20 protein-coding genes are annotated in these 21,456 nt (G+C 26.3%); 12 read left to right on the top strand and 8 right to left on the bottom strand.

Annotated elements, in window-relative coordinates:
- Positions 1-72 precede the first annotated feature (72 nt).
- Positions 73-513 carry a hypothetical protein gene (locus tag ACD762_RS07430; RefSeq protein WP_423363349.1) on the bottom strand — a complete coding sequence of 147 codons (441 nt, stop codon included), beginning with the start codon at positions 511-513 and terminating at the stop codon, positions 73-75.
- 560 nt (positions 514-1,073) lie between these two features.
- Between ACD762_RS07430 and ACD762_RS07425 the strand changes: the two genes are divergently transcribed.
- Complete coding sequence (locus ACD762_RS07425; protein WP_423363348.1) at positions 1,074-3,089, top strand: hypothetical protein; 2,016 nt, start codon at positions 1,074-1,076, stop codon at positions 3,087-3,089.
- A gap of 71 nt (positions 3,090-3,160) precedes the next feature.
- Entirely contained in the window at positions 3,161-3,382 is a 222-nt protein-coding gene (locus ACD762_RS07420; RefSeq protein ID WP_423363347.1) for a transposase, read from the top strand.
- 526 nt (positions 3,383-3,908) lie between these two features.
- On the opposite strand, the gene rpsD is transcribed toward ACD762_RS07420, so the two are convergent.
- Positions 3,909-4,523 carry a 30S ribosomal protein S4 gene (rpsD, locus tag ACD762_RS07415; protein ID WP_423363346.1) on the bottom strand — a complete coding sequence of 205 codons (615 nt, stop codon included), beginning with the start codon at positions 4,521-4,523 and terminating at the stop codon, positions 3,909-3,911.
- A 374-nt stretch (positions 4,524-4,897) separates the two neighbouring features.
- Between rpsD and ACD762_RS07410 the strand changes: the two genes are divergently transcribed.
- The 3 genes from ACD762_RS07410 to ACD762_RS07400 all read left to right on the top strand — a co-directional run bounded on the left by ACD762_RS07410 (position 4,898) and on the right by ACD762_RS07400 (position 6,477).
- Positions 4,898-5,092, top strand: coding sequence for a hypothetical protein (locus tag ACD762_RS07410; protein ID WP_423363345.1), 195 nt, complete (start codon positions 4,898-4,900; stop codon positions 5,090-5,092).
- An 82-nt stretch (positions 5,093-5,174) separates the two neighbouring features.
- Positions 5,175-5,600, top strand: a complete 426-nt coding sequence (locus ACD762_RS07405) for a hypothetical protein (RefSeq protein ID WP_423363344.1) — start codon at positions 5,175-5,177, stop codon at positions 5,598-5,600.
- Positions 5,601-5,658: 58 nt separating this feature from the next.
- Complete coding sequence (locus ACD762_RS07400; protein WP_423363343.1) at positions 5,659-6,477, top strand: putative ABC transporter permease; 819 nt, start codon at positions 5,659-5,661, stop codon at positions 6,475-6,477.
- A 51-nt stretch (positions 6,478-6,528) separates the two neighbouring features.
- On the opposite strand, the gene ACD762_RS07395 is transcribed toward ACD762_RS07400, so the two are convergent.
- A complete protein-coding gene (locus ACD762_RS07395) occupies positions 6,529-7,749 on the bottom strand; it encodes an aminoacetone oxidase family FAD-binding enzyme (RefSeq protein WP_423363342.1) in 1,221 nt (406 codons plus the stop codon).
- The gene (locus tag ACD762_RS07390; protein WP_423363341.1) at positions 7,742-8,944 is read right to left on the bottom strand and encodes a CinA family nicotinamide mononucleotide deamidase-related protein; all 1,203 of its coding nucleotides are present in this window, start codon (positions 8,942-8,944) and stop codon (positions 7,742-7,744) included. The genes ACD762_RS07395 and ACD762_RS07390 overlap by 8 nt, the downstream gene beginning before the upstream one ends.
- 136 nt (positions 8,945-9,080) lie before the next feature.
- Here ACD762_RS07390 and ACD762_RS07385 point away from each other — a divergent pair, with 136 nt between their 5' ends.
- Positions 9,081-9,542, top strand: coding sequence for a pyridoxamine 5'-phosphate oxidase family protein (locus ACD762_RS07385; RefSeq protein ID WP_423363340.1), 462 nt, complete (start codon positions 9,081-9,083; stop codon positions 9,540-9,542).
- On the top strand, positions 9,532-10,098 hold the full coding sequence (locus ACD762_RS07380; RefSeq protein WP_423363339.1) for a nitroreductase family protein: 567 nt from the start codon (positions 9,532-9,534) through the stop codon (positions 10,096-10,098). The genes ACD762_RS07385 and ACD762_RS07380 overlap by 11 nt, the downstream gene beginning before the upstream one ends.
- Before the next feature lie 124 nt (positions 10,099-10,222).
- Here ACD762_RS07380 and ACD762_RS07375 read toward each other — a convergent pair whose 3' ends face one another.
- From ACD762_RS07375 to msrB, 3 genes are all read right to left on the bottom strand, one after another.
- Complete coding sequence (locus ACD762_RS07375; RefSeq protein ID WP_423363338.1) at positions 10,223-11,947, bottom strand: hypothetical protein; 1,725 nt, start codon at positions 11,945-11,947, stop codon at positions 10,223-10,225.
- A 108-nt stretch (positions 11,948-12,055) separates the two neighbouring features.
- The gene (gene asnA, locus ACD762_RS07370) at positions 12,056-13,060 is read right to left on the bottom strand and encodes an aspartate--ammonia ligase (RefSeq protein WP_423363337.1); all 1,005 of its coding nucleotides are present in this window, start codon (positions 13,058-13,060) and stop codon (positions 12,056-12,058) included.
- Between the two features lie 597 nt (positions 13,061-13,657).
- Positions 13,658-14,098, bottom strand: a complete 441-nt coding sequence (gene msrB / locus ACD762_RS07365) for a peptide-methionine (R)-S-oxide reductase MsrB (protein ID WP_423363335.1) — start codon at positions 14,096-14,098, stop codon at positions 13,658-13,660.
- Positions 14,099-14,516: 418 nt separating this feature from the next.
- Here msrB and ACD762_RS07360 point away from each other — a divergent pair, with 418 nt between their 5' ends.
- The 4 genes from ACD762_RS07360 to ACD762_RS07345 all read left to right on the top strand — a co-directional run bounded on the left by ACD762_RS07360 (position 14,517) and on the right by ACD762_RS07345 (position 19,294).
- The gene (locus ACD762_RS07360) at positions 14,517-16,145 is read left to right on the top strand and encodes an oligosaccharide flippase family protein (RefSeq protein WP_423363334.1); all 1,629 of its coding nucleotides are present in this window, start codon (positions 14,517-14,519) and stop codon (positions 16,143-16,145) included.
- Positions 16,133-16,843, top strand: coding sequence for a pseudouridine synthase (locus ACD762_RS07355; protein ID WP_423363333.1), 711 nt, complete (start codon positions 16,133-16,135; stop codon positions 16,841-16,843). Before ACD762_RS07360 ends, ACD762_RS07355 begins: the two co-directional genes overlap by 13 nt.
- Positions 16,844-16,881: 38 nt before the next feature.
- The gene (locus tag ACD762_RS07350; protein WP_423363332.1) at positions 16,882-17,442 is read left to right on the top strand and encodes an ECF transporter S component; all 561 of its coding nucleotides are present in this window, start codon (positions 16,882-16,884) and stop codon (positions 17,440-17,442) included.
- Between the two features lie 604 nt (positions 17,443-18,046).
- Complete coding sequence (locus tag ACD762_RS07345) at positions 18,047-19,294, top strand: GntP family permease (RefSeq protein ID WP_423363331.1); 1,248 nt, start codon at positions 18,047-18,049, stop codon at positions 19,292-19,294.
- 222 nt (positions 19,295-19,516) lie between these two features.
- Here ACD762_RS07345 and ACD762_RS07340 read toward each other — a convergent pair whose 3' ends face one another.
- Positions 19,517-19,915, bottom strand: coding sequence for a hypothetical protein (locus ACD762_RS07340; RefSeq protein WP_423363330.1), 399 nt, complete (start codon positions 19,913-19,915; stop codon positions 19,517-19,519).
- A gap of 222 nt (positions 19,916-20,137) precedes the next feature.
- Between ACD762_RS07340 and ACD762_RS07335 the strand changes: the two genes are divergently transcribed.
- Positions 20,138-21,421: a hypothetical protein gene (locus tag ACD762_RS07335; RefSeq protein ID WP_423363328.1), complete on the top strand. Its 1,284-nt coding sequence runs from the start codon at positions 20,138-20,140 to the stop codon at positions 21,419-21,421.
- The last annotated feature ends 35 nt before the right edge of the window (positions 21,422-21,456 follow it).

Below are 21,456 nucleotides of genomic sequence, written 5' to 3'. Positions count from 1 at the left end.
AAGAAATCACATGATATTAAGAATATCAATACTAATCAATATATCATTATATGGTATATTGATTTTTTTGTACTAAAAATTAATATTAGAAACATCAAAATAGACAACACCATTCATAATTACCAAGTGTGCATCATTAACACTTTCAATATCATCCAAAATAGTTAAAGTAATTAATGGATAATTTTTAGAATTAACTCTAAGAGTATCAACTAAACTCTGATATTTTTTAATATTGCTAGAATGATTAGTGATAATGTTATTCATAGTTTTATCAGTCAAAACTATCAAAGCAGAAGCAGCATCAGATACTTCATATGAGACATGAGCAATTGCTTGATAATAATCAAGTAACACTTCTTTTTGTTTGCTAAGTTCATGATCTTCATTTACTAATTCAGTATGTTGTAATGCATCACTTCTATTGTTGCTTATTTTATGTATATAAAGCATAGAAGTTACAAACACCATGAATAATAACATAATATATATTTTAGTCTTATTTATTTTCATATAATACCTCCAAGTAATTAATGATATTATCGCATTTTAGTAAAAAGTAAACAATAGTTTCTATAAAAATATAAAGATTAAATAATAGTACTGTTAATTACTAAATAAAATAATAAATAAATTAGTGATTCAATCTATTTTAGAAAAATATAAGAAAATTAGGTAGACAAATTTAGTTTTAATTGCAATAAAGTGTGAAAAAAAGATAAATTATAATTTTTAAAGTGGATATTTATATAATAATTTACTTAAAGTCTATTAGTATCAATTATAGTAAAAAGTGTGATATCTAAAGTCTTAAACTAAAAGTTCACAATAATGTCAAATGTAGATTAAATATATAAAACACGATAGATATCAACGTTTGTGTGATTTCAGTGTTGTGTATAAATAGTTGAATACAAAATATGTAGTTAATTGAACACAATTCTATTGCAAAAAATATAATTGGTTGTATACTATATGTATACATGTAAGAATTCCATATGGACATAAAACGTATTTTTAAAAATATCAAAAGAAGATAATTCTAATTATAAAATGAATGGAAAGATAATTAAATGAAAAAATTTAAAAAGATGATTAGTGTTCTAGTCGTATTTTTTTTGCTAGTAAATGTAGGTTTTGCAGTTAATAGTATTAATGCAGAAATAACAAATCAGCAAAAAGATATTGATAAAGTAAATAATGAAAAAGAAACAAAAAATATAATATCATTCACATTAATACCATTTGTAGAAACATCTAGTGAATGTGATTCAAAAAGAAGAGATTTATTACCTATAACCTTAAGTGGTGAAGCTGGTAGTGATATTACAATATCTAAATATATTGGTAGTAATGGTAAGTTTGATGATTATTATGGTGTTTGGCAAACTGATGATCAAATTGTTAAAGTGCCAACTGTTGCTAATGAAACAATTTATAAACAATATTTTGTAAATAATTTTGACCATGCTGATACTCAAGTTGAACATTATATTCTAAATGATGATGGTTCATCTGTTGAAGTTAAATTTGAAGGTGATGATGATAGTCCTGTATTTAGTGATTGTAAAATAGCAAGCAAGATTAAACAGTATAATGGACAAAAACTAGATTTAGTAGATTACCGTTTTAGTATAATAGGTTATGCACAAGATCACATTGCTGCTGCAGATATTGATGCAAACACTATTAAAGATGAACAAGGAATAAAAGATGTTGATGTTGATTATATTAGAAATATTATTATTGACAAAGATGGTGATAAACTAGTTAAAGTTTATAATTTATTTAGTGGAGAAGTAGGAATAACTAATCTTATTAAATATTATTATAAAATAGAAGAACCTGTTGTTAAAGAACATAATGTAAAAGTTAATTATTGTTTGATTGGCGATAAAAACTGTGAATCTACAGAATCTACAGTTATAGATGGTGAAAGTACAATAATTAATCAAAGATATAAAAGTTATTTAAATGCTGATAAGTATAAATTTGTAAAAGCTATTAATAATAAAACTGGTGAAAATATTACTTTTACAAATTCTAAATATACACTAAATAATATTATAGAAAATTCTGAATACACTGTCTATTTTGAAAAAGTTCAATTTAACATAGTCATTAATTTTTTAGAAAAAGGTAATGAAAGCAATATTTTAGACAAGCAAATTACTGTAAAAGTAGGATATGGTGAAACATTAAATCAAGCTATCTCTAGACTTTTAGTAGCAAATAATATGTTATATGATTTTGATAGCATTAAAGCTGAACATGGTAAGTATGGCTTAAATAGTAATGATGAAATAATTATTTCAAACATCAAAAACTCTAATATGATAAATGTATATTATAAAGTTCATACAAATAATGTTATTATTAACTATTTAGAAAAAGATAATGAAAAAAATATCTTAAGAAAACAATTAATTATTCCTGTAAAGCATAAAAGTGATCTTGTACAAACAATAATACAAAAAATTAATTCAAAAAATGAATTGTATAAATTTGATAGTATCAAAGATAACATCAAAAATTACAAACTAAATAGTAACAATGAATTAGTAATATCTAATATAGTAGAGCCCATTGAAATAAATGCATACTATATAAAACAAAAGTCATTTAAAGTTAATATTAAATATATTTTAACTAATAATAGTAATAAACAGTTGAAGCTTTTCAAGGAAGATAATTTACTTGTTGAAGAATTAGAAGATATTAAAGTAAACTTATTACCTGATAATAATGTAATAGATACTGCTTTATATCAATATAGAGATTATTCTATAAAGATTGTAAATAAAAGTCTATTAAAAGAATATGTCTCTAATGGTAAAATAAATATTAATGATATAAATAATAATATTAATATTATTATTAATTATGTAGAAAAAGAAAAAGCACCTATTATAGATAAAGAAAAAGACAATAATTCTAAGGAAGAAAAAGATAACAAAACCAAAAATACTAATGATAGTAATAAAATCACTTTACCAGTTACTGGTAGTAATTTTGTGATTTATAGTAGTGTATTAGTATTAACAGCTTTAAGCGTATGTTTGTATATTGAATACAATAAAAAGAATTAAATATTAAAACCGTCTATGCAATGCACCCAAAAAGTTAGACCAAAAAATCTAACTTTAAGGGGTGTTTTTATATGGCTAAATATAGCCTAGAATTTAAAATGAAATTAATAAATGAATACAAAAGTGGACGAAAAAGTATAACTAGTGTTGCTAAATCTAATAATATAGATAGATCAATGCTTCGTAAATGGATTAGACATTTTGAAGGAAAAGGTGTAGATTCATTAAAAAATCAAGATCAAATAAAATATATGATCAAGATTTTAAATTTATGGTTGTTAAAGAATATTTAACTTCGAGTATTAGTTATTTAGATTTAGCAATGAAATATGATATCAATAACTCTGCAATGATAGCTAGATGGAAATAAGACTACGAAAAAGATGGTATAATAGGTCTACAAACAAAGACAAATACATAATGTAAAATTTAATATTATAAGTTAATTTGAGATGCAACAGCAATGTTATATCTTTTTATTTTTTTTATAATTAGTTTTTAATTTTGATACCTTTATACTAATTTTAATAAATTAGTTGAATGAAAATCATACTTGTACTTGATGAAATGTAAAAAAATATTAAAACTTTTCAGGTGATTTTGTTAGTAACTTAAGAAAATAGACAAGTATACAAGCAGAAAGAATATTTAGAGTATGCATTTGTCAACTGAAAATGGATCTACAATAAAAAAGCAGACTACAGCTTAATTGATCTCTTGTTTTGATGTACTAATAATTCAGTAAACATGTCTGAAAGCAAAAAAATCTGCAATGCATGATTATAAAATCAATACATTACAGATTTTTTAGTTAGAATATTATCCTAATTTATTATAGTACTCAACGATTAGAGATTCATTAATTTCTTGGTTAAGTTCATTTCTTTGTGGTAATCTTACGAATTTACCTTCCATTTTATTAGCGTCAAATTCAACGAATTCAGGAATGTGAACTCTAGCTTCCATAGCTTCTTTAATAGTAGCTAAGTTTTTAGATTTTTCTCTAATGCTAATAGTTTGTCCTGGTTTAACACTGTATGAAGGAATATTTACTTTTTTTCCATCAACTAAAATGTGATTGTGGTTAACTAATTGACGAGCACCACGTCTAGTATTAGAAAGTCCCATTCTATATACTAAATTATCTAAACGACATTCTAGTAAGAATAAGAATCCACTACCTAAGATAGGGTCTAATCTTTTCTTTTTAGCTTTTTTGAAAGTAGTGTGGAATTGTTTTTCATTTACACCATACATAAATCTTACTTTTTGTTTTTCGTGTAATTGTAATCCATACTCTGATAATTTTGTTCTTCTACCTTTACCATGTTGTCCTGGTGCATAAGGTCTTTTTTGTAATTCTTTTCCGTTTTCAAGAATTGAGAATCCTAATCTTCTTGAAAGCTTCCAAGATGGTCCTGTATATCTTGCCATCTTAAATCCTCCTATATTTTATTATTGTTTTTGGCCACAATAACAAATTCATCATTTTCTAATAGGGATAAATTACGCGACTTTCATCTAACAGCCGATTACTTATCTTTAATTGTAATTCATATCTACTTTACTTAATGAACTGCTGTTTATTTATAGCTATTTAATTATATATTATTTATGCCAAATTGTCAAATTATACAACAATTTGACATAGAGTTTGCTAATCAATTTATTTTATATTTATAACTGATAAATTAGACTTTTAGGGGTGTTATTGATGATTAATTGCGAATTAATTGTGTACTTCTTTTATTATGGTATAATTATATTATATTTATGAAATTATTTTATAGATGGAGTGAGGTGGAAAAATGAATCGTGAAATTGAGAGAAAACATAATATAAGAAGGCTTATAATAGTATTGTTTAGTTTTTGTAGTGTATTATTTATATATTCTTTATTTTTCATGGATGCCGATTTTGCAACTGTAAAAAAAATAGTAGCAGTAGCTTGGTTAGTATCTTTAATTGTATTTATAAATAATTTAAAACGAGGGTTAAAGTAAAGTGTTTCATTTTTATTTTTTAATCTAATAGTATATACTTTTGTGTAGATGCTATTTAAGCAATTAAAATGGAGGATTATATATGAATACAGAACAATATGAGAATATTACTATTAAGTATGAAGATAAAAAAGTTAGTATAAATGTAGATGATAATTTAAAAACTTTTTTAGCACAACCTGAAGATGGATCAATGTTATTAGCAGAACATATAAAACAAGAATATTTAAAGCTATTTTCTAAAGAATTAAACATTTCAAATGATTCTATTGCTATTGAAATAGTGGCAAGAGAATACTCTTCTTTAATAACTAAAATGGCAGGAAGTATTTTAGTTAATTTACCTGATCAAATAAAAGGTAGTGCAAGTAATTTATTAGATAATTTAGAAGATCCTGGTAATGTAATTATTATTGGTGAAGCTGATGTCGATAGCAATCGTCAAATATGGGATGCTTTAGTTAAAGCTAAAGGAGTTATTTTTATGATTGCAGGGAAAAATGCATAATAATTAAATGAATGCTTTTTTAAGCATTCATTTTGATTTCTATAAGGATGGTGTGTTAATGGTATATATAGGCGCTATATTTATAATATATAGTTTTTTTGGTTGGTTGATGGAGTCTTTGTTATTTACAATGAGAAAAGGTAAGTTTGTAAATAGAGGGTTTTTAAAGGGTCCTTATACTCCTATTTATGGAGTTGGAATGATAATAATATTAAAACTTTTATCACCATTTCATAGCAATATATTTTTATTGTTTATTTCAAGTGGAATAATTTGTAGTGTGTTAGAGTATATAACTGGTTTTGTTCTTGAAAAGACTTTTAAAACTAGATGGTGGGATTATTCTAAGAAACCTTTTAATTTACAAGGTTATGTTTGTTTAGAAAATAGTATAGATTGGTGTATCTTAGGTTGTGTAATGATTAGAATTGTTCAACCTGAAGTTAATAAATTAATAAATGTATTTACTTATAGTACTTTAAGTATTATAGTTTATGTTATCTTAGCAATAATGATTCTTGATTTAATTACTACTGCTAGACAATTATTTAAAGTTAAAGAAATAACTAAATATATTGAAGAGTTACATAGTAAAGTATTACTTGAAGTTAAAGATGGTCAAAAAGCAATTTATAATAAACTTATAGATGATGTACTCGTTGAAAGAATTAGTTTTGATGATTTTATTAAGGCTGTTGAAAAGCTAAATATATCTAGTGGATTGAAAAAATTATCTGCTAAAATAGAAAGTATATATACAAGTGATAAACCATTATTTAAAAGATGGAAAGAAAACTATGATGGTTTTGGAATAGTTAATTCAAAACGTTTACAAAAAATTAAACAAAGAATTGAAAAAATAAAAAATAAAATATAATAAAAAAGACATTTAACCAAATTAATAATTTATCTGGTTAAATGTCTTTTGTTAATACTTAGCTGATGTTTTAGTTGTAATATCTTTTGCTATTGCATAACCACAGCTCAAGGCTACACTTATGTTATATCCTCCAATACTACCACTAATGTCTATCAGTTCACCTCCAAAGTAAAGATTAGAGATTTTTTTGCTTTCTAAAGATTTTGGCTTAAGTTCCTTTAAGTTGATTCCACCACCAGTAACAAAGGCAGATTCTGGCTTATATAAACTTTTAAACTCAAAAGTAAAATTACTCAATAGATGAGTTATACTATTAATTTGTTGTTTATTTAAGTAGCTATTATCTTGAGTAATATTAGCTTGATTACAAATGTAATCAGCAAGATTACTTGTTATTTCTTTAGCTAACAATTTCTTTAATTGTTTTTTAGGATTTTCTTTTATTAATTGTAAAATATAAGACCTTGTTTGTTCGTAGTCTTTATTTAATAAAGATAAGCTTATTTCTACATGTTCTTTTTGATGTTTGTTGATATACATGCTTGAATCTAAGATTGCAGGTCCACTTAAACCAAAATGTGTAAATAATATATCACCATTTATGGTTTTAATGTTTTTATTACCAGCTTTAATAGTGACATTAATATCTTGTAGACTTATACCCATTAATTCTGGTAATGGTATCTTTACATTTATTGAACATTCATTTGCTAAAAGAGGTTCAACTTTAATATCAAGATTTTTAGCTATATTAAATCCATCCTTATTTCCACCTAAATTAGGATATGTCATTCCCCCTGTAGCTAATATTACATAATCAGCTTTAAAAAGATTTGAGTCTGTCTGTATTTCAAAGGTATCATTTTCCTTAACAATATTAATGACTCTTTCATTTTTTAATATACTAATATCTTTTACTAAATATAGCAGTGCATCTACAATTGTTAATGAATCATTTGTAACAGGAAATATTCTGTTATTACGTTCTTCTTTAAGCATTACATTATTGTTTTCAAAAAAGTCTATTATTTGTTGTGGTCCAAATTGTTTAATTAAAGGATACATGAATTTAGAGTTATCTAAGTGATCTAGAAATTCTTTAATAGGTTTATTATTTGTCAGGTTACATCTTCCATTACCACTAGCTTTTAGTTTTCTCAATGGTTCATTGCTTTGCTCAAGTATAATTATTTCATTGTTTGTATCTTTTAGCTGAATTGCACTCATGATGCCACAGACTCCAGCTCCAATTATTACGATCTTAGCCATGTTGAACTAACCTTAATGCTTCAAATATAATATATTTTGCTGCTCTTGCTTGTACTAAGGTTCTGTTACCACCAAATTGTTGATGATAGTTATAGATATTGTTTTTATATGCAATTGCAAAATAGACTGTGCCTACAGGTTTTTCAATACTTCCACCATTAGGTCCTGCTATTCCAGTAATTGAGATACTTAAGTCTGCACTAGTTAATTTAGCTAAACCTAAAGCCATTTCCTTAGCACACTGTTCACTTACAGCTCCATAGTTTTGTAAAGTTATAGGACTAACATTTAAATATTTTTCTTTTGCTTCATTAGCATAAGTTACATGGCTTTCATTTAAAATAGAAGAAACACCAGATATTTGTGATATTAATGAACATGCAAGCCCTGCAGTACAACTTTCTGCAAAAGAAATAGTTATATGTTCTTGTATTAGTTGATTGACAAATACTTCTATTGGTTTTGAACTATCACAAAGATAATAAGCACTAAATATTTCTTTAAGTTCATTAAAACAATTTCTTATTTGTTCTTTGTTGCTTGATCTAATTCTAAAATTGATACCAAAGTCTTGCATATATGTACCGATAAAGACTTCATCATATTTATCATAAAGATGTAGCATCATACTTTCAGCATTACTTTCGCCAATTCCAGTTAAATATAAGTCTAATTCATAAATTTCTGTTTTAATTAATGTTTTTATATACTCATCAAACATAACTCTATTTTCAACTGGTGGACCTGGTAAAATACAATATGATACATTATCTTTATCAAAGTAGTAACCATTTGCAGTACCTCTGTTATTAATTAGAATAGTATCAATTGAAGTAAACAATGCTTGTTTTGAATTTACATCTTTATATTCAATATTTCTTTGTTTAAAATGTTCTTTTAGTTTATTTAATTCATTATCATTAATATTAAGTTTTAAATCAAGTGCTTTTGCAATACTTTCTTTAGTAATATCATCGCCAGTTGGGCCTAAACCACCACTAACTATTATTAAATCATGTTTAATCTTTAATAAATTTATAGCATCAATAATATCTTGTTCTTTATCTAAAACGGTAAGTTGAACATGAACATCGATTCCAATTTCATTTAATTTACTTGAAAAATAAGTTGCATTTGTATTAGTAACATAACCTTCAATTAATTCATTACCAATACTTAGAATTGCACATTTCATAATAATCACCTCTTTATTTATTATACACTATAATTAAAGTGATTGGTTATTTTGTGTTTATAGTACAAACTGCATACTTTACATTCTAATTTATAATTAATAGTGTGCTATAATATTTTAAGGAAGGGTGATACTAATGAGTTTTAAAAAAGAACTAGCTTATGATGTTTTTAATAATTGCGATTATGCCTTTATTGGGATGAATGATATTGATAATATGCCTTATGTTTTTGCGATATCGCCAGTTGTAATTGATGATGATATTTATTTTCATGGTGGTTTAAAAGGAAAAAAGATAGAATGCTTAAAGCATAGTGCTAATGTTTGTGTTAGTGCTGCCATTAACATGGAGCCAGTTGCTAAAAGATTTACTATTAATTATGAATCAGCAATTGCTTATGGTAGTGCAACTATTGTAGAAGATAGAACTATACAAATTAAGGTTTTAGAAGAAATAAGTAAGAGGTATGCACCCTATAATATGGATGATTTTAACAATGCAATAGAACGTTCGTTGCAACGTACTAACATTTTTAAGATTACTGTAAATGAAATAACTGGTAAAGAAAGAAAGGTTGGAATAGCACATGTTGAATAATTATTTAGAAGATTTAAAAAATTTGAGAAGTAGAAGAGAAATGATTCCAGAGTCTGTGGTATTAGAAGATTTAGAAAAAGCTATAGAATGTGCAAGATATGCTGCAAGTGCAGTTAATGCTCAAAAATTAAGATTTGCTTTAGTAACTGATTTAGATAGTGTTGATACAATGTTTAATGCTACAAATCTACCTACAAAACACAATATTCCTCAAGAAAAAGCTTGTGGAGGATTTATTGTTATTGGTTTAGAACAAGACATCCCAGTTGATTTTTTAACTGGTGTTAACTGTGGTATTTCTGTTCAAATAATTAGAGAAGCATTACAAAAATTAGGATATGCAAGTTTAGATATTCATAGTTTTGATAGAATAATCTTTAAAGAAAAAATTGGTGTTGATAACTTTTATCCTATTAATATTATTGCTGTTGGAAAATCAAATCAAGAAGTTAATATTGAAGATACTAATAATGATGTAACTAATTATACTAATGATCAAGGAATTCATACTGTTAGAAAATTAACAACTGATAAATTAATTATCAAAAAGTTATAATTTTAACATTTATATTTAAAGTGATTACACTATTTAATGTAATTGCTTTTTTTTATGTAAGCTAAATCATTACCTAATAAAAAAGATGACATAATAAGATACGTCATCTTTATAATATTTTTATTTATTTTTTTAAGTATTCTAGTAGTGAATTAGCTGCTAATTCAGGACCAGTTCTTTCAAAACCTTTAATTCCTAATCTAGTCATTAATGCACCTACTTGTATTTTTTCAGCAAACATTTTATCAAAGTATTTATCGATTAATACATCTGTTTGAGCTTGTCTTTGAACTGGCCCAAATGGATTTGCAAAGTATGATTTAACAAGTCCAATTTCAGAAGTAGTACCTTTGGCAAATCTAGCACCATCTACAAAAACTTGTTTTGCTTCTTTTTCATCAGTATAGAACACAATTGGTTGATCATGATTATCATAGTTGTTTGCATACAAGAACATATCTATTTCATATCCTTTAGTAATATCATCATATGTTGCAACTGGTATTACTATACGAGCATTTATTTTATCAGGATTCATAAAGATTGAACGATCAATAGTTCGATAAGCATAACCAGGGTCTAAATCATCAAGTCTTACAAAAGCTCCAATTTCAGTACCGTATGCTTTTATTTTTCCTTCTGATTCAAATAGGATACCCATATCATCAAAGATGATTTTAATATCGGTAATACCATTATCTTCTAATGTTCTTAATGCTTCTAATGTTTCTGATTTACCTGCTCCAGAATCACCCATGATTATTACATTTTTTTGTAAGCCATTATCCATTGTAATAATTGCCATTGCACCATGAATAGGAAGACCTCCATGATCGATACCTTTAACATTATGTAAAGTTAAAATCATTTTCTTCATGTATCCAAAATAATCAAACTCATCACTATATGAAGCATATCCAATAAATAAGTCTTCATCTTTATCATGATAGAAAGCAGTTTTTTCTTCAACATCTTTTGCTCCATAAACATAGATCATATCTGGTTTGTGGTCTCTAATGAAATCAGTATCTGCAAGTTCAAATAAGTTACCTAAAGTTACACCCATTGACATAAAATCTTTATGGAAATAGATTAGTGCAAAGTATTTTCCAACTCTTGCAGGATAGCACATAAATTCATTTTTATCTAAATCAACACCAATTAATGGATTAGTGTCTACTTCTTTAAAAACTCCTGTTCTAGTATTACGACGAGGATAAGTAATGAATGGAGGATTTAAAATAATAGATTCTATAATTGGAATAGCTCTAAGTTGATCGTATACACCTTTTTCAACTTCTAATTTTGTTTCGTTCAAAACAATACCAGCATTAACTCCTGCAATTAGTTGTCGATATACACGATTTTTCTTACCCATTAAGCTTTCTGATATAGTTCTATAGGCATCTAAAACTAACTTTTCAAAATCATCCATTGATTTAATAAATTGTTGATTTTGTAATCCCATTTGGGTTTTTTTATTATGTATTAAGGCATATCTTTCTAATGTACGCCAGTAATCATACATTGTTTCAACAAACTCTAAAATATCATCTGATTTTTCTAAATATCTTTCTAAGTCTGTATGTATTTTTTTTATGTTTTCAATATCCATTACTAACAACAATTTGAATATCGCAATTAAATCTTCTATAAGTAGTCGATCATTGGTATTAATTGCATTTAGTTTATGATAAAGTGGTTTATCTTTTCTTTTGATATACTCGATATGTCTTTTACATATCGCATGAAATCCTTTTGATTTTAGTAATTCAATTTTTGTAGTGCAATAACTTTTTGAAAAGTTTAATACTGCATTGGTATCACTGATAGTGAATGTCTTTGCCATATAAATTTATCCTCCATTTATTGTATATATTTAATCACATATACTATATTAATCTAATACTGTCTTGTTGACAAGAAATTATAACTATTATAATTATTTAAAACGAAATTATAACAGTTCAATGCCGCTTTCTTTACATTCTATGATCATTTCTTCTGGCCAAACTGAACTTTGTACTTCTCCAATATGAATTTTTTCTAAGAAGAACATACATAATCTTGATTGTCCTATTCCACCACCAACTGTATAAGGAAGTTCTTTTGCTAGTAATTCTTTATGGAATGGTAATTCTAATCTTTCTTGAGCATCAGCTTTAATCAATTGTTCTACTAATGATTCTTCACTAACTCTTATTCCCATTGAAGATAGTTCTAAAACTGAATCTAGTGGTTTGTTATAAACTAAGATATCACCATTTAAAGCCCAATCATCATAATCTGGAGCTCTCATATCATGTGGTTCTCCTGAAGATAATTTATCTCCTATTTGTTTTAAGAAAACTGCTCCATATTTTTTTACAATTGCTGTTTCTCTTTCTTTATCAGTATAGTCTGGATACATATCTAATAGTTCTTGTGAAGTTATAAAAGTAATTTTTTCAGGTAGCTTAGGACTCAAGAATGGATATATAGCATTGATATACTTTTCAGTTTCTTTAAAAACGGCAAAGATATCACTAACTATTTTTTCTAAATAAGCATCGCTTCTATCTTCTTTTGCAATACTTTTTTCCCAATCCCATTGATCGACATAGATAGAATGAATATTAGAGACAACTTCAGCTGTTCTGATAGCATTCATGTCAGCATATAAACCTTCGCCAATTTCAAGTCCATATGATTTAATAGCTTTTCTTTTCCACTTAGCTAAAGAGTGTACTATTTGTAAGTCTTGAGCGAATCTAGTTTCAAAAGTTACAGCTTTTTCCCATCCTGATAAGTTATCGTTTAATCCTGTATCAGCTTTTACAAATAATGGTGCTGAAACTCTTGTTAATTGTAATTTCTTAGCTAATGCAGTTTGAAAGAAATCCTTTAAATGTTTAATTGCTTTTTGCGTTTCTAGTAAACTTAATTCTGATTTATACCCTTTTTTTGTTATTAATGTTGACATGATTATGTCCTCCTTGTATTTTGATTAAAAAAAAAGTCCCTTCATATAGAAGCGACAGTCGCGGTACCATTCTACTTGATTGAATATTTTAAATAATTCGATCATCTTTGTTGTTAACGAATAATTAATTATCCGGGCAAGTCTACTATTATTTCTCCATGCCTACTCCAAAAGTGTTAGTTAATATTTAGTCATGTAGGCATTCTCATCATTTAGCCTTTTCTGTAACACTTCTTTGATATTACTTCTTTTATCTTAGTATTTTAAATATTCAATTTGTAATTGGTTGCGAATCGTTTTATAAAAAAAGACGTTTCTAGATTAAATCTAGAAACGTCTGTAAACGCGGTACCATTCTAGTTCAGATTAAAATTAATCTGCGCCTTTGCTTTGATAACGGACTAACTATGTCCGAGACAGTCTACTTATTATTTTCTCCTGTCTAGCTTGCAAAGTGTTCCTTTAATCATTAATTTTAAGTCTCTTTCAGCTGGTAAAGACTCTCTCTTTAAAAATCAGTTGTTGATTTAAGTTCTTTGTTCGTTGCTATGCATAACATATTACCATTGTATAAAAATAATTGCAAGTCTTTTTTATTTATTTTTCAAATAAAGACAAATATTGTTCATATACAGTGTTTTTTAATTGGTTTTTAGGTATAAACTCAATTGCAGCTGAATTAATACAATATCTTAATCCACCTGTTTTCAATGGTCCATCAGTGAATACATGTCCTAAATGAGAGTCTGCACCTTTACTTCTAACCTCTACACGGTGCATACCATGAGAAAAGTCAGCTTTTTCGATAATATTCTTTTTTGATGCTGGTTTTGTAAAAGCAGGCCAGCCACAACCAGAGTCAAATTTATCTAAAGAAGTGAATAATACTTCTTTACTTACTTTGTCGATATAGATTCCTTCTTCAAAAAAATTATCATATTCATTTGAAAAGGGAGCTTCGGTTTGATTATTTTGAGTGACTTCATATTCTAGTTTACTAAGTTTTTTTAAATTTTCATTTTTGATATTTTGATCCATATTAGTTCTCCTATTTGTATGATATATCCTTACTATAAGGCATTTAGCAATAAATTGCTTGATATATGTACTAATATAATTAAAATGCATCTGTTATAAAGAACAGATGCAATCAAAAAGGAAAATTATATAGTGTCAAAATTTGATGGGCATTTACTCTTCTGACACAAGATTATTATAGCATGCACACAATTGAATTGTGTATGTTAATTGTGTTTTGTATATGTATTTACTATACATTAGATATCTATAATTATAGTTTAGTGAAAACGGTAAGGTTATATTAGACTTATCTTTAAAATATATATCTAAATATAAAGAAATAAAAATGATATAATGTAAATTAAGATATATATAAGTATTTTATTGTTAATACAGTGTATGGTATAATTAAGATTGACTTTAAGGGAGTGATGTTGTGGAGAAAAATAGTTTACTTAAGGGTGCAATGTGGGGAACACTTGCAGTCTTTTTATCGAAGGTATTAGGGTTTATTTATCTTATTCCTTTTAATAGATTTTTAGATGTTAATGAACAAATAGTTTTTACTAGTGCTTATCGAATTTATGCCTATGTTTTATTAATAGCAACAGCAGGTATCCCATTTGCAACAGCTAGTATGATTGCTAAATATAACTCATTTAATAACTATCAAGTAAGTTTCAAATTACTTAGATCTAATGTAATGATGATGTTAACAATAGGGGTTGTTTGTTGCTTAAGCTTAGTTTTATTGTCTCCAACTCTAGCAAATGTAATTGTTACATCTGGTACTGATCCTGATGTAATTAGACATGTAACTTGGGGTATTAGGATTATTGCTCTTGCTTTAATATTTGTTCCTATTCTAAGTGTAGTTAGAGGTTTTTTTCAAGGATATAAAGAAATTCAAGTATCATCTATTTCTCAATTAGTAGAACAGTTTATTAATTCAACATTTATATTTTCTGTATTACTATTAGCAGGTGCTGGAATTGTCAATAATTTATATGCGGTTTACTTTGCTGTCTTTTGTGCAACATTAGGATCAGTAGCTTCTTTATTTTATTTATTAGTTAAATATCGTCATATGAGAAGAATTTTTCATAGGTTACATGAAAAAGGTGAAAAACTAGGCTCAAATGTTGATATAAGTACTATGGCTTTGTATAAAGAATTATTTGCAATATCAATTCCTTATATTTTAGTTATTTTACTAGCTCAATCAAATGATTTAATTGATTTATTTTATACTATTAGAGGGTTAGTTGCTCATGGCTTTACTACTGATGATGCTAAAGCATTTTCAACTATTTATGGAATGAGTGTCAATAAATTATTAACTATTCCTATGACTATCTCTACTGGTTTATCAGTAGCTTTAGTTCCTCATTTATCAGAAGCATATGCACAAAGAGATGGTCGCAAGATTCAACAATTAATTTTAAAAATAATAAATGGTACAATTGTAGTGTTAATACCGATTGTTATGTTAATGATGGCAACAAGTTATGAGACTTTTTATGTGATATCTACTGGTAGAAATGCTGCTTATGGTGCTTATATTTTTAATTACTTTGCACTATATTCAATTGTTAATACTTTCTCAGTTATCGTAGATAATATGATGCTATCATTATCACAAAGAAAAAGAGCTCTAGTCTTTATTGCTGCATCTACTACTTTTAAATTAGTAGCAACATACTTTTTGATAGTTAAATTTGGCATATTAGGATTAGCTTTATCTAGTATTATTTCTTGTTTGATTTCAATGATACCTAGTTTAATAGTATTAAAAAATATTTTCAGATTAGATTACACTGACTTTTTTACAACACTATTCTTAACAGCAGGTGCAAGTAGTATTATGTTTATTACTGTAAGATTTATTGCTTCTAAGATTGATTTTAATTCTTATTTCCTAATATTCATTGAAACAGGAATTTTGTATATCTTAGGTATTTTAATATATGTATTTATTGCAACTAAACTAAATCTTATTCCAGAAGATATTAAAGAGAAGTTTAGTTCTAAAATTGGAAGGTTGTTTAAAAGATGATGAGATTAGATAAATTATTAGCGCATAGTGGTTATGGTAGTCGTAAAGATGTCTCTAAACTAGTAAAAGCTAAACTAGTAGAAGTAAATGGTAAAGTAATTACCAAGGCTGATTATAAAATAGATGAGTACAATGATGAAATTGTTGTTGATGGTTTTATTCTTGAGTATGTTAAAAATGTATATATTATGTTTAATAAGCCTAGTGGTTATGTAAGTGCAAGTGTTGATAATGTTCATCCAACTGTTATGGATTTAATACCAGAATATAATTATTTAGATTTATTTTGTGTTGGAAGATTAGATTTAGATACAACTGGTTTGTTATTGATAACTAATGATGGTAGTTGGGCACATAGTATTTCTAATGCTAAGAAAAAAGTTGAAAAAGAATACCATGCATTGATTGATGGTCTATTATCAACTAATAATATTGCTAATCTAGAAAAAGGTGTTATAATAGAAAATGATTATTTGACAAAGCCTGCAAAATTGAAAGTTATAGAAAATTATGATGATACTTCTTTAGTTAGTATTATTATTACTGAAGGTAAGTTTCATCAAGTAAAACAAATGTTTGCTAGTCAAGGCTTTGAAGTTTTAAAGCTACATCGTAGTAGAATAAAAAATCTAGAACTTGATAAGAGTCTAGAATTTGGTGATTATACTTTATTAACAGATAATCAAATTGCAGAATTAATATTATAGAAACATCGTACCTGTATGGACGATAGTTGGAGGAAAAAATGAAAAATACTAGAATTATTACTATTGGAGCTATGTTTATGGCTATTATATTAGTTATGGCATTGGTACCATATTTAGGATATATTCAAATTAATTTAGTTGCAGTAACAATTATTCATATTCCAGTTTTAATTGGATCTATGGCTTTTAAAAATGTTAGAATGGCTATTATATGTGGAACTACATTTGGTGTATCAAGTTGGATAGTTGCTATGACTAGACCAAGTTCACCTACGGATTTTATATTTCAAAATCCACTTGTAAGTATTCTACCTAGAATACTCTTTGCACTATTAGCTTTTTATCTGTTTGTATACTTAATGAAAAAAGTTAAGAGTGTCTATGCAGCAAGTTTAACATCAACAATTATTGCATGTATATTTCACACTTGTAGTGTTTTAGGAATGATGTATTTATTTGGTGATAAATCATTGTTTCCAGGTGGCTTCTTTAATTTATTACTTGGTGTAGTTGCTGCTAATGGTTGGATAGAAGTTGTACTTGCAGCTATTGTTGTTCCACCAGTGGTCAAAGCATTAGGTGGTTTAAGAAAAATCTAGTTTTATATAAAATAATAATGAGTAGACAAGCTTTGCTTGTCTTTTTTTAAAAGGAGTTTATATGCTTAATCAAGTTAGCTATTTTAATTTATATTTATTTGATATGTTTAATATTTCTATTTATATTAATGGCTTATTAATTTTATTTATATTTATATTATCTTTGTTATATAGAAGTAAAAATAAATATATAAGATATCTTAATTACTTTAGTTATAGTATTATATTAATTGGAGTATTTAAAATTTTTATACAAAATACCGATCAATTAGCTTTAATTGATACCTCTTTATCTGCAATAAATTTTTACATTTATTCACTTTTATTTTTTGCAAAGTCAAATCTAGTAACATTTTTCTTTAGTTATGTTACTTTAAGAATTATTACATTAACCTTCTTTTCTTTTGTTTTTGAAAAAAAATATTCGTTTTTAATATTTGTATTACTATATTCAACTTTAACATTAGCTTTTAATGTAACAGGTTTATCATATAGAACTTTAAAATTTTCAGAAATAGCATTTTGTATAATAGGATATTATCTAGGTAGAAGTATAAAAACATTACTTAAAGATTGATTAAATATATAAAAAGGTGTGATTAAAATGGTTAGTAGTATTGGAGCTTTAGCAGCATTAATTGTAGCGATTATTTTGATATTAAAAAAGATATCACCAACTTACTCAATGATGGCAGGAGCTATTGTTGGTGGCTTAATTGGTGGTGTTTCTTTAGTTGATACAGTAGATTTTATGATAGTGGGGATACAAGATATTTCTCCAGCAATCATTAGAGTCATTGCTGCAGGTATTTTAGCAAGCTGCTTAATTGAATCTAATGCAGCTATAACCATTGCAGACTTCATTATTGATAAAGTTGGTCATAAACACGCAATTTTAGCCATTATATTAGCAACAGCATTACTTTGCGCTGCTGGTGTATATGGCGATATTGCGATATTGACTGTAGCTCCAATTGCAATGTCAATTGCTGCTAAAAGTGGTATTCACAAAAGCGGGTTGCTTATAGCAATGATAGGTGGTGTTAAAACAGGTACTGTTATGTCACCAAATCCTAATACAATGGCTATAACTGATAGTTTTAATATACCTTTAACCCAATTGATGTTTGCTGGAATTTATGCAGCAATCATAGGTATTATAGTTACCTTCATATTTGCAACTATGCTTAAAAAGAAAGGCGAATCTTTTGAAGTAAATGAAGAGCATGATAATGTTGAAAAGCCAAAATTATTAGCAGCTATTAGTGGTCCTGTTATTGCAGCAGCAATCATGCTTTTAAGACCATTATTTGGTATTGATATTGATCCATTAGTAGCATTACCAGTTGGTGGAATTGCAGGAATGATATTTATGAAAAAACAAAAACATATTGTTAACTATTTAGAACTTGGTTTAAGTAGAATGAGTGGAGTAACTTTGTTATTAATTGGAACTGGAACAATTGCTGGAATTATTAAAAATTCAGAATTAAAAGATACTTTAATTGATGCTATAAACATGCTAGGTATACCAGTATTGTTGTTAGGTCCTATTGCTTGTATTTTTATGAATATCGCAACAGCATCATCAACAGCTTCAACAACCTTAACATCTTCAATCTTTAAAGATGAAATATTAGCCTCACAATTGACTAGCTTGCAAGCTGGTGCAATGATTAATGCTTCTAGTTTTGTTTTTGATGGATTACCAAATGGATCTTTTTTCCATTTAAGTGCAAGTAGTGTTAATATGTCAATTAAAGAAAGACTTAATATCCTAATTTATGAAATTGGTATTGGATTAAGTATGTCTATTACTTCTATTATCGTTTTTGGAGTATTACAATTTTAATTAAATAACAAAATCAATAAAGACACTTTCTTACTATAAAATCCCCATTATAATAATTTCTATTTATTATAATGGGGGTTTTATTGTGCAAATAAAAACTATTTGGATTATTGATTTATTTGTTTATGAGTAATAAAAAAGTGATAATTACATTGTATCATCACTTTTTAATATAATATTGATGCTAGGTATAAAGCACTCTAGATAATGTGTAAGCATTTATTATTTAATAGTTTTTGTTTTCTTTTGTTGTTTTAAATATTCTTTAATTAAAATATCAACGGCAATTATTGAAAACATAATAAAGAATATAGTTTTATTTCTTGTTATGATTAAAAATATATACGATATTATGAAGATTATTGATACAACTATGTCATTGTAAAAAGAAAAATCCTTGACTATGACATTTCCTTCAATTCTATTTCTATAAAAATAAGCTAATATGCTTGTTACTATCCATAAAAATGTAAAGATGTAATACTCACTAAAAAATGGGACAGAGAATAAAGATGCTAATATTGTTAGTATAAAAAAAACTATATTTGCTTGTTTTAGATACTTATATGTTGTTTCTACTGAATTTGTACTACTTTTTTTATTGTTTTGTTCAATGTTCATAATATTTTTTCCTTTCTTAGTTATTGATATTTTTTAATACACTTACATAATCATTTATCTATTAAGCATATTATATAATATATATATATGTCTATAGCAGATAATTATACTATATTTTTTCTATTTTAAATATTTACATATTTTGTTGATTCCTTCTTTAAATGCCTTATTTTTTTTAGATATGTTATAATTATAATAACATGAAATAAACGAGGAATATAAATGAAAATAGGAATAATTGGGCCATATAATTCGTGCCACAAAATAAAAAAAGTCTTATTAGAATATAATACTAACATTAGTATTAAACTTTATATTAGACAAGAAATTAATAAAGCTTATGAAGTTATTAAAGAGTGTGAATCTGAATGTGATGCTATCATTTTTACTGGAATAGGAGTTTACCAATCAATTGTAAATGTCCATAATATAATTAAACCCTTTGTCTATATATCCCGAGGCGGGACTAGTATATTTAAGGCTTTATGGCAGGCGAAAAATGATTTTGATACTTTTACTTATTTAAGTGTTGATGTTGTTGATAAAGTATTACTAGAGGATATTTTAAAAGAAGTTTCTTTAGAACATATAAAACATGATACTATGCCTTTTATGATTGATATGAGCGAAGATGATTATTATAAATGGCATCTTCAACAAGCTACAGAAAGTAATAGTATTATGTTCACTGGTTTTGTAGATGTATATAAGAAGTTAAAATCTGAAAATCATAATGTGTATTTATTAGAACCTACTACTCCTTTAATAAAAAATGCATATGATAAACTTATAGAAAAGATTGCTTTAAATTCAGCAAAAGAATCTATGATAGGTGTAGAACTTATTAGTGTTAATGATTATGATTTTACTGTTGATAATTATTATAATAGTATTTTGAATAAGACTTTTCTAGATAGAGAAATAATAGAATATGCTCGTAATATTCAAGGTACATATTTTAATTATGAAAAAGGTAAGTATTTAATCTTTGCCAATAAAGGTGTCTTAGATAATGGCTTAAATTATGAGTTATTAAATGAATTACAAACTAATATTAGTAAGTTAGGTTATAAGATTAAAATAGGAATAGGAATAGGTAATAGTGCCTATCAAGCTGAAGTAAATGCTACAAAGGCTATTAAAAGAGATAATGATAGTCATAATAATTATATTTACTTAATTGATGAAAATGATAATGTAACTACTATGAGTGCTAATATGAATTTACCTATTGTTAATGCTTATGAAGTCAATAAAGATATAATTGATATTGTCTTGAAAACACATATTAATCAAGAGAGCATAATAAAAATTAAAAATCTCACCAAACTAAACAACAGTAAAAATATTGATACAAAAGTTCTTGCAAATTACTTAGGAATTAGTGATAGAAGTGCAAGAAGAGTAATAGCAAAACTGATCGACAATAATTATGCAAAAGTAGTAGCTAAAGAAAGTTTAAACAAAGCAGGTAGACCTAAAAATTTAATTGAAATTTTATTTTAATATTAAAAAAGCACAACATAAGTTTTTAAAAACTT

The organism is Mycoplasma sp. P36-A1 (genome assembly GCF_049478495.1).
Taxonomy (GTDB): Bacteria; Bacillota_I; Bacilli_A; order JAJDGJ01; family JAJDGJ01; genus P36-A1.
This window is presented reverse-complemented; position numbering and strand designations above follow the sequence as displayed.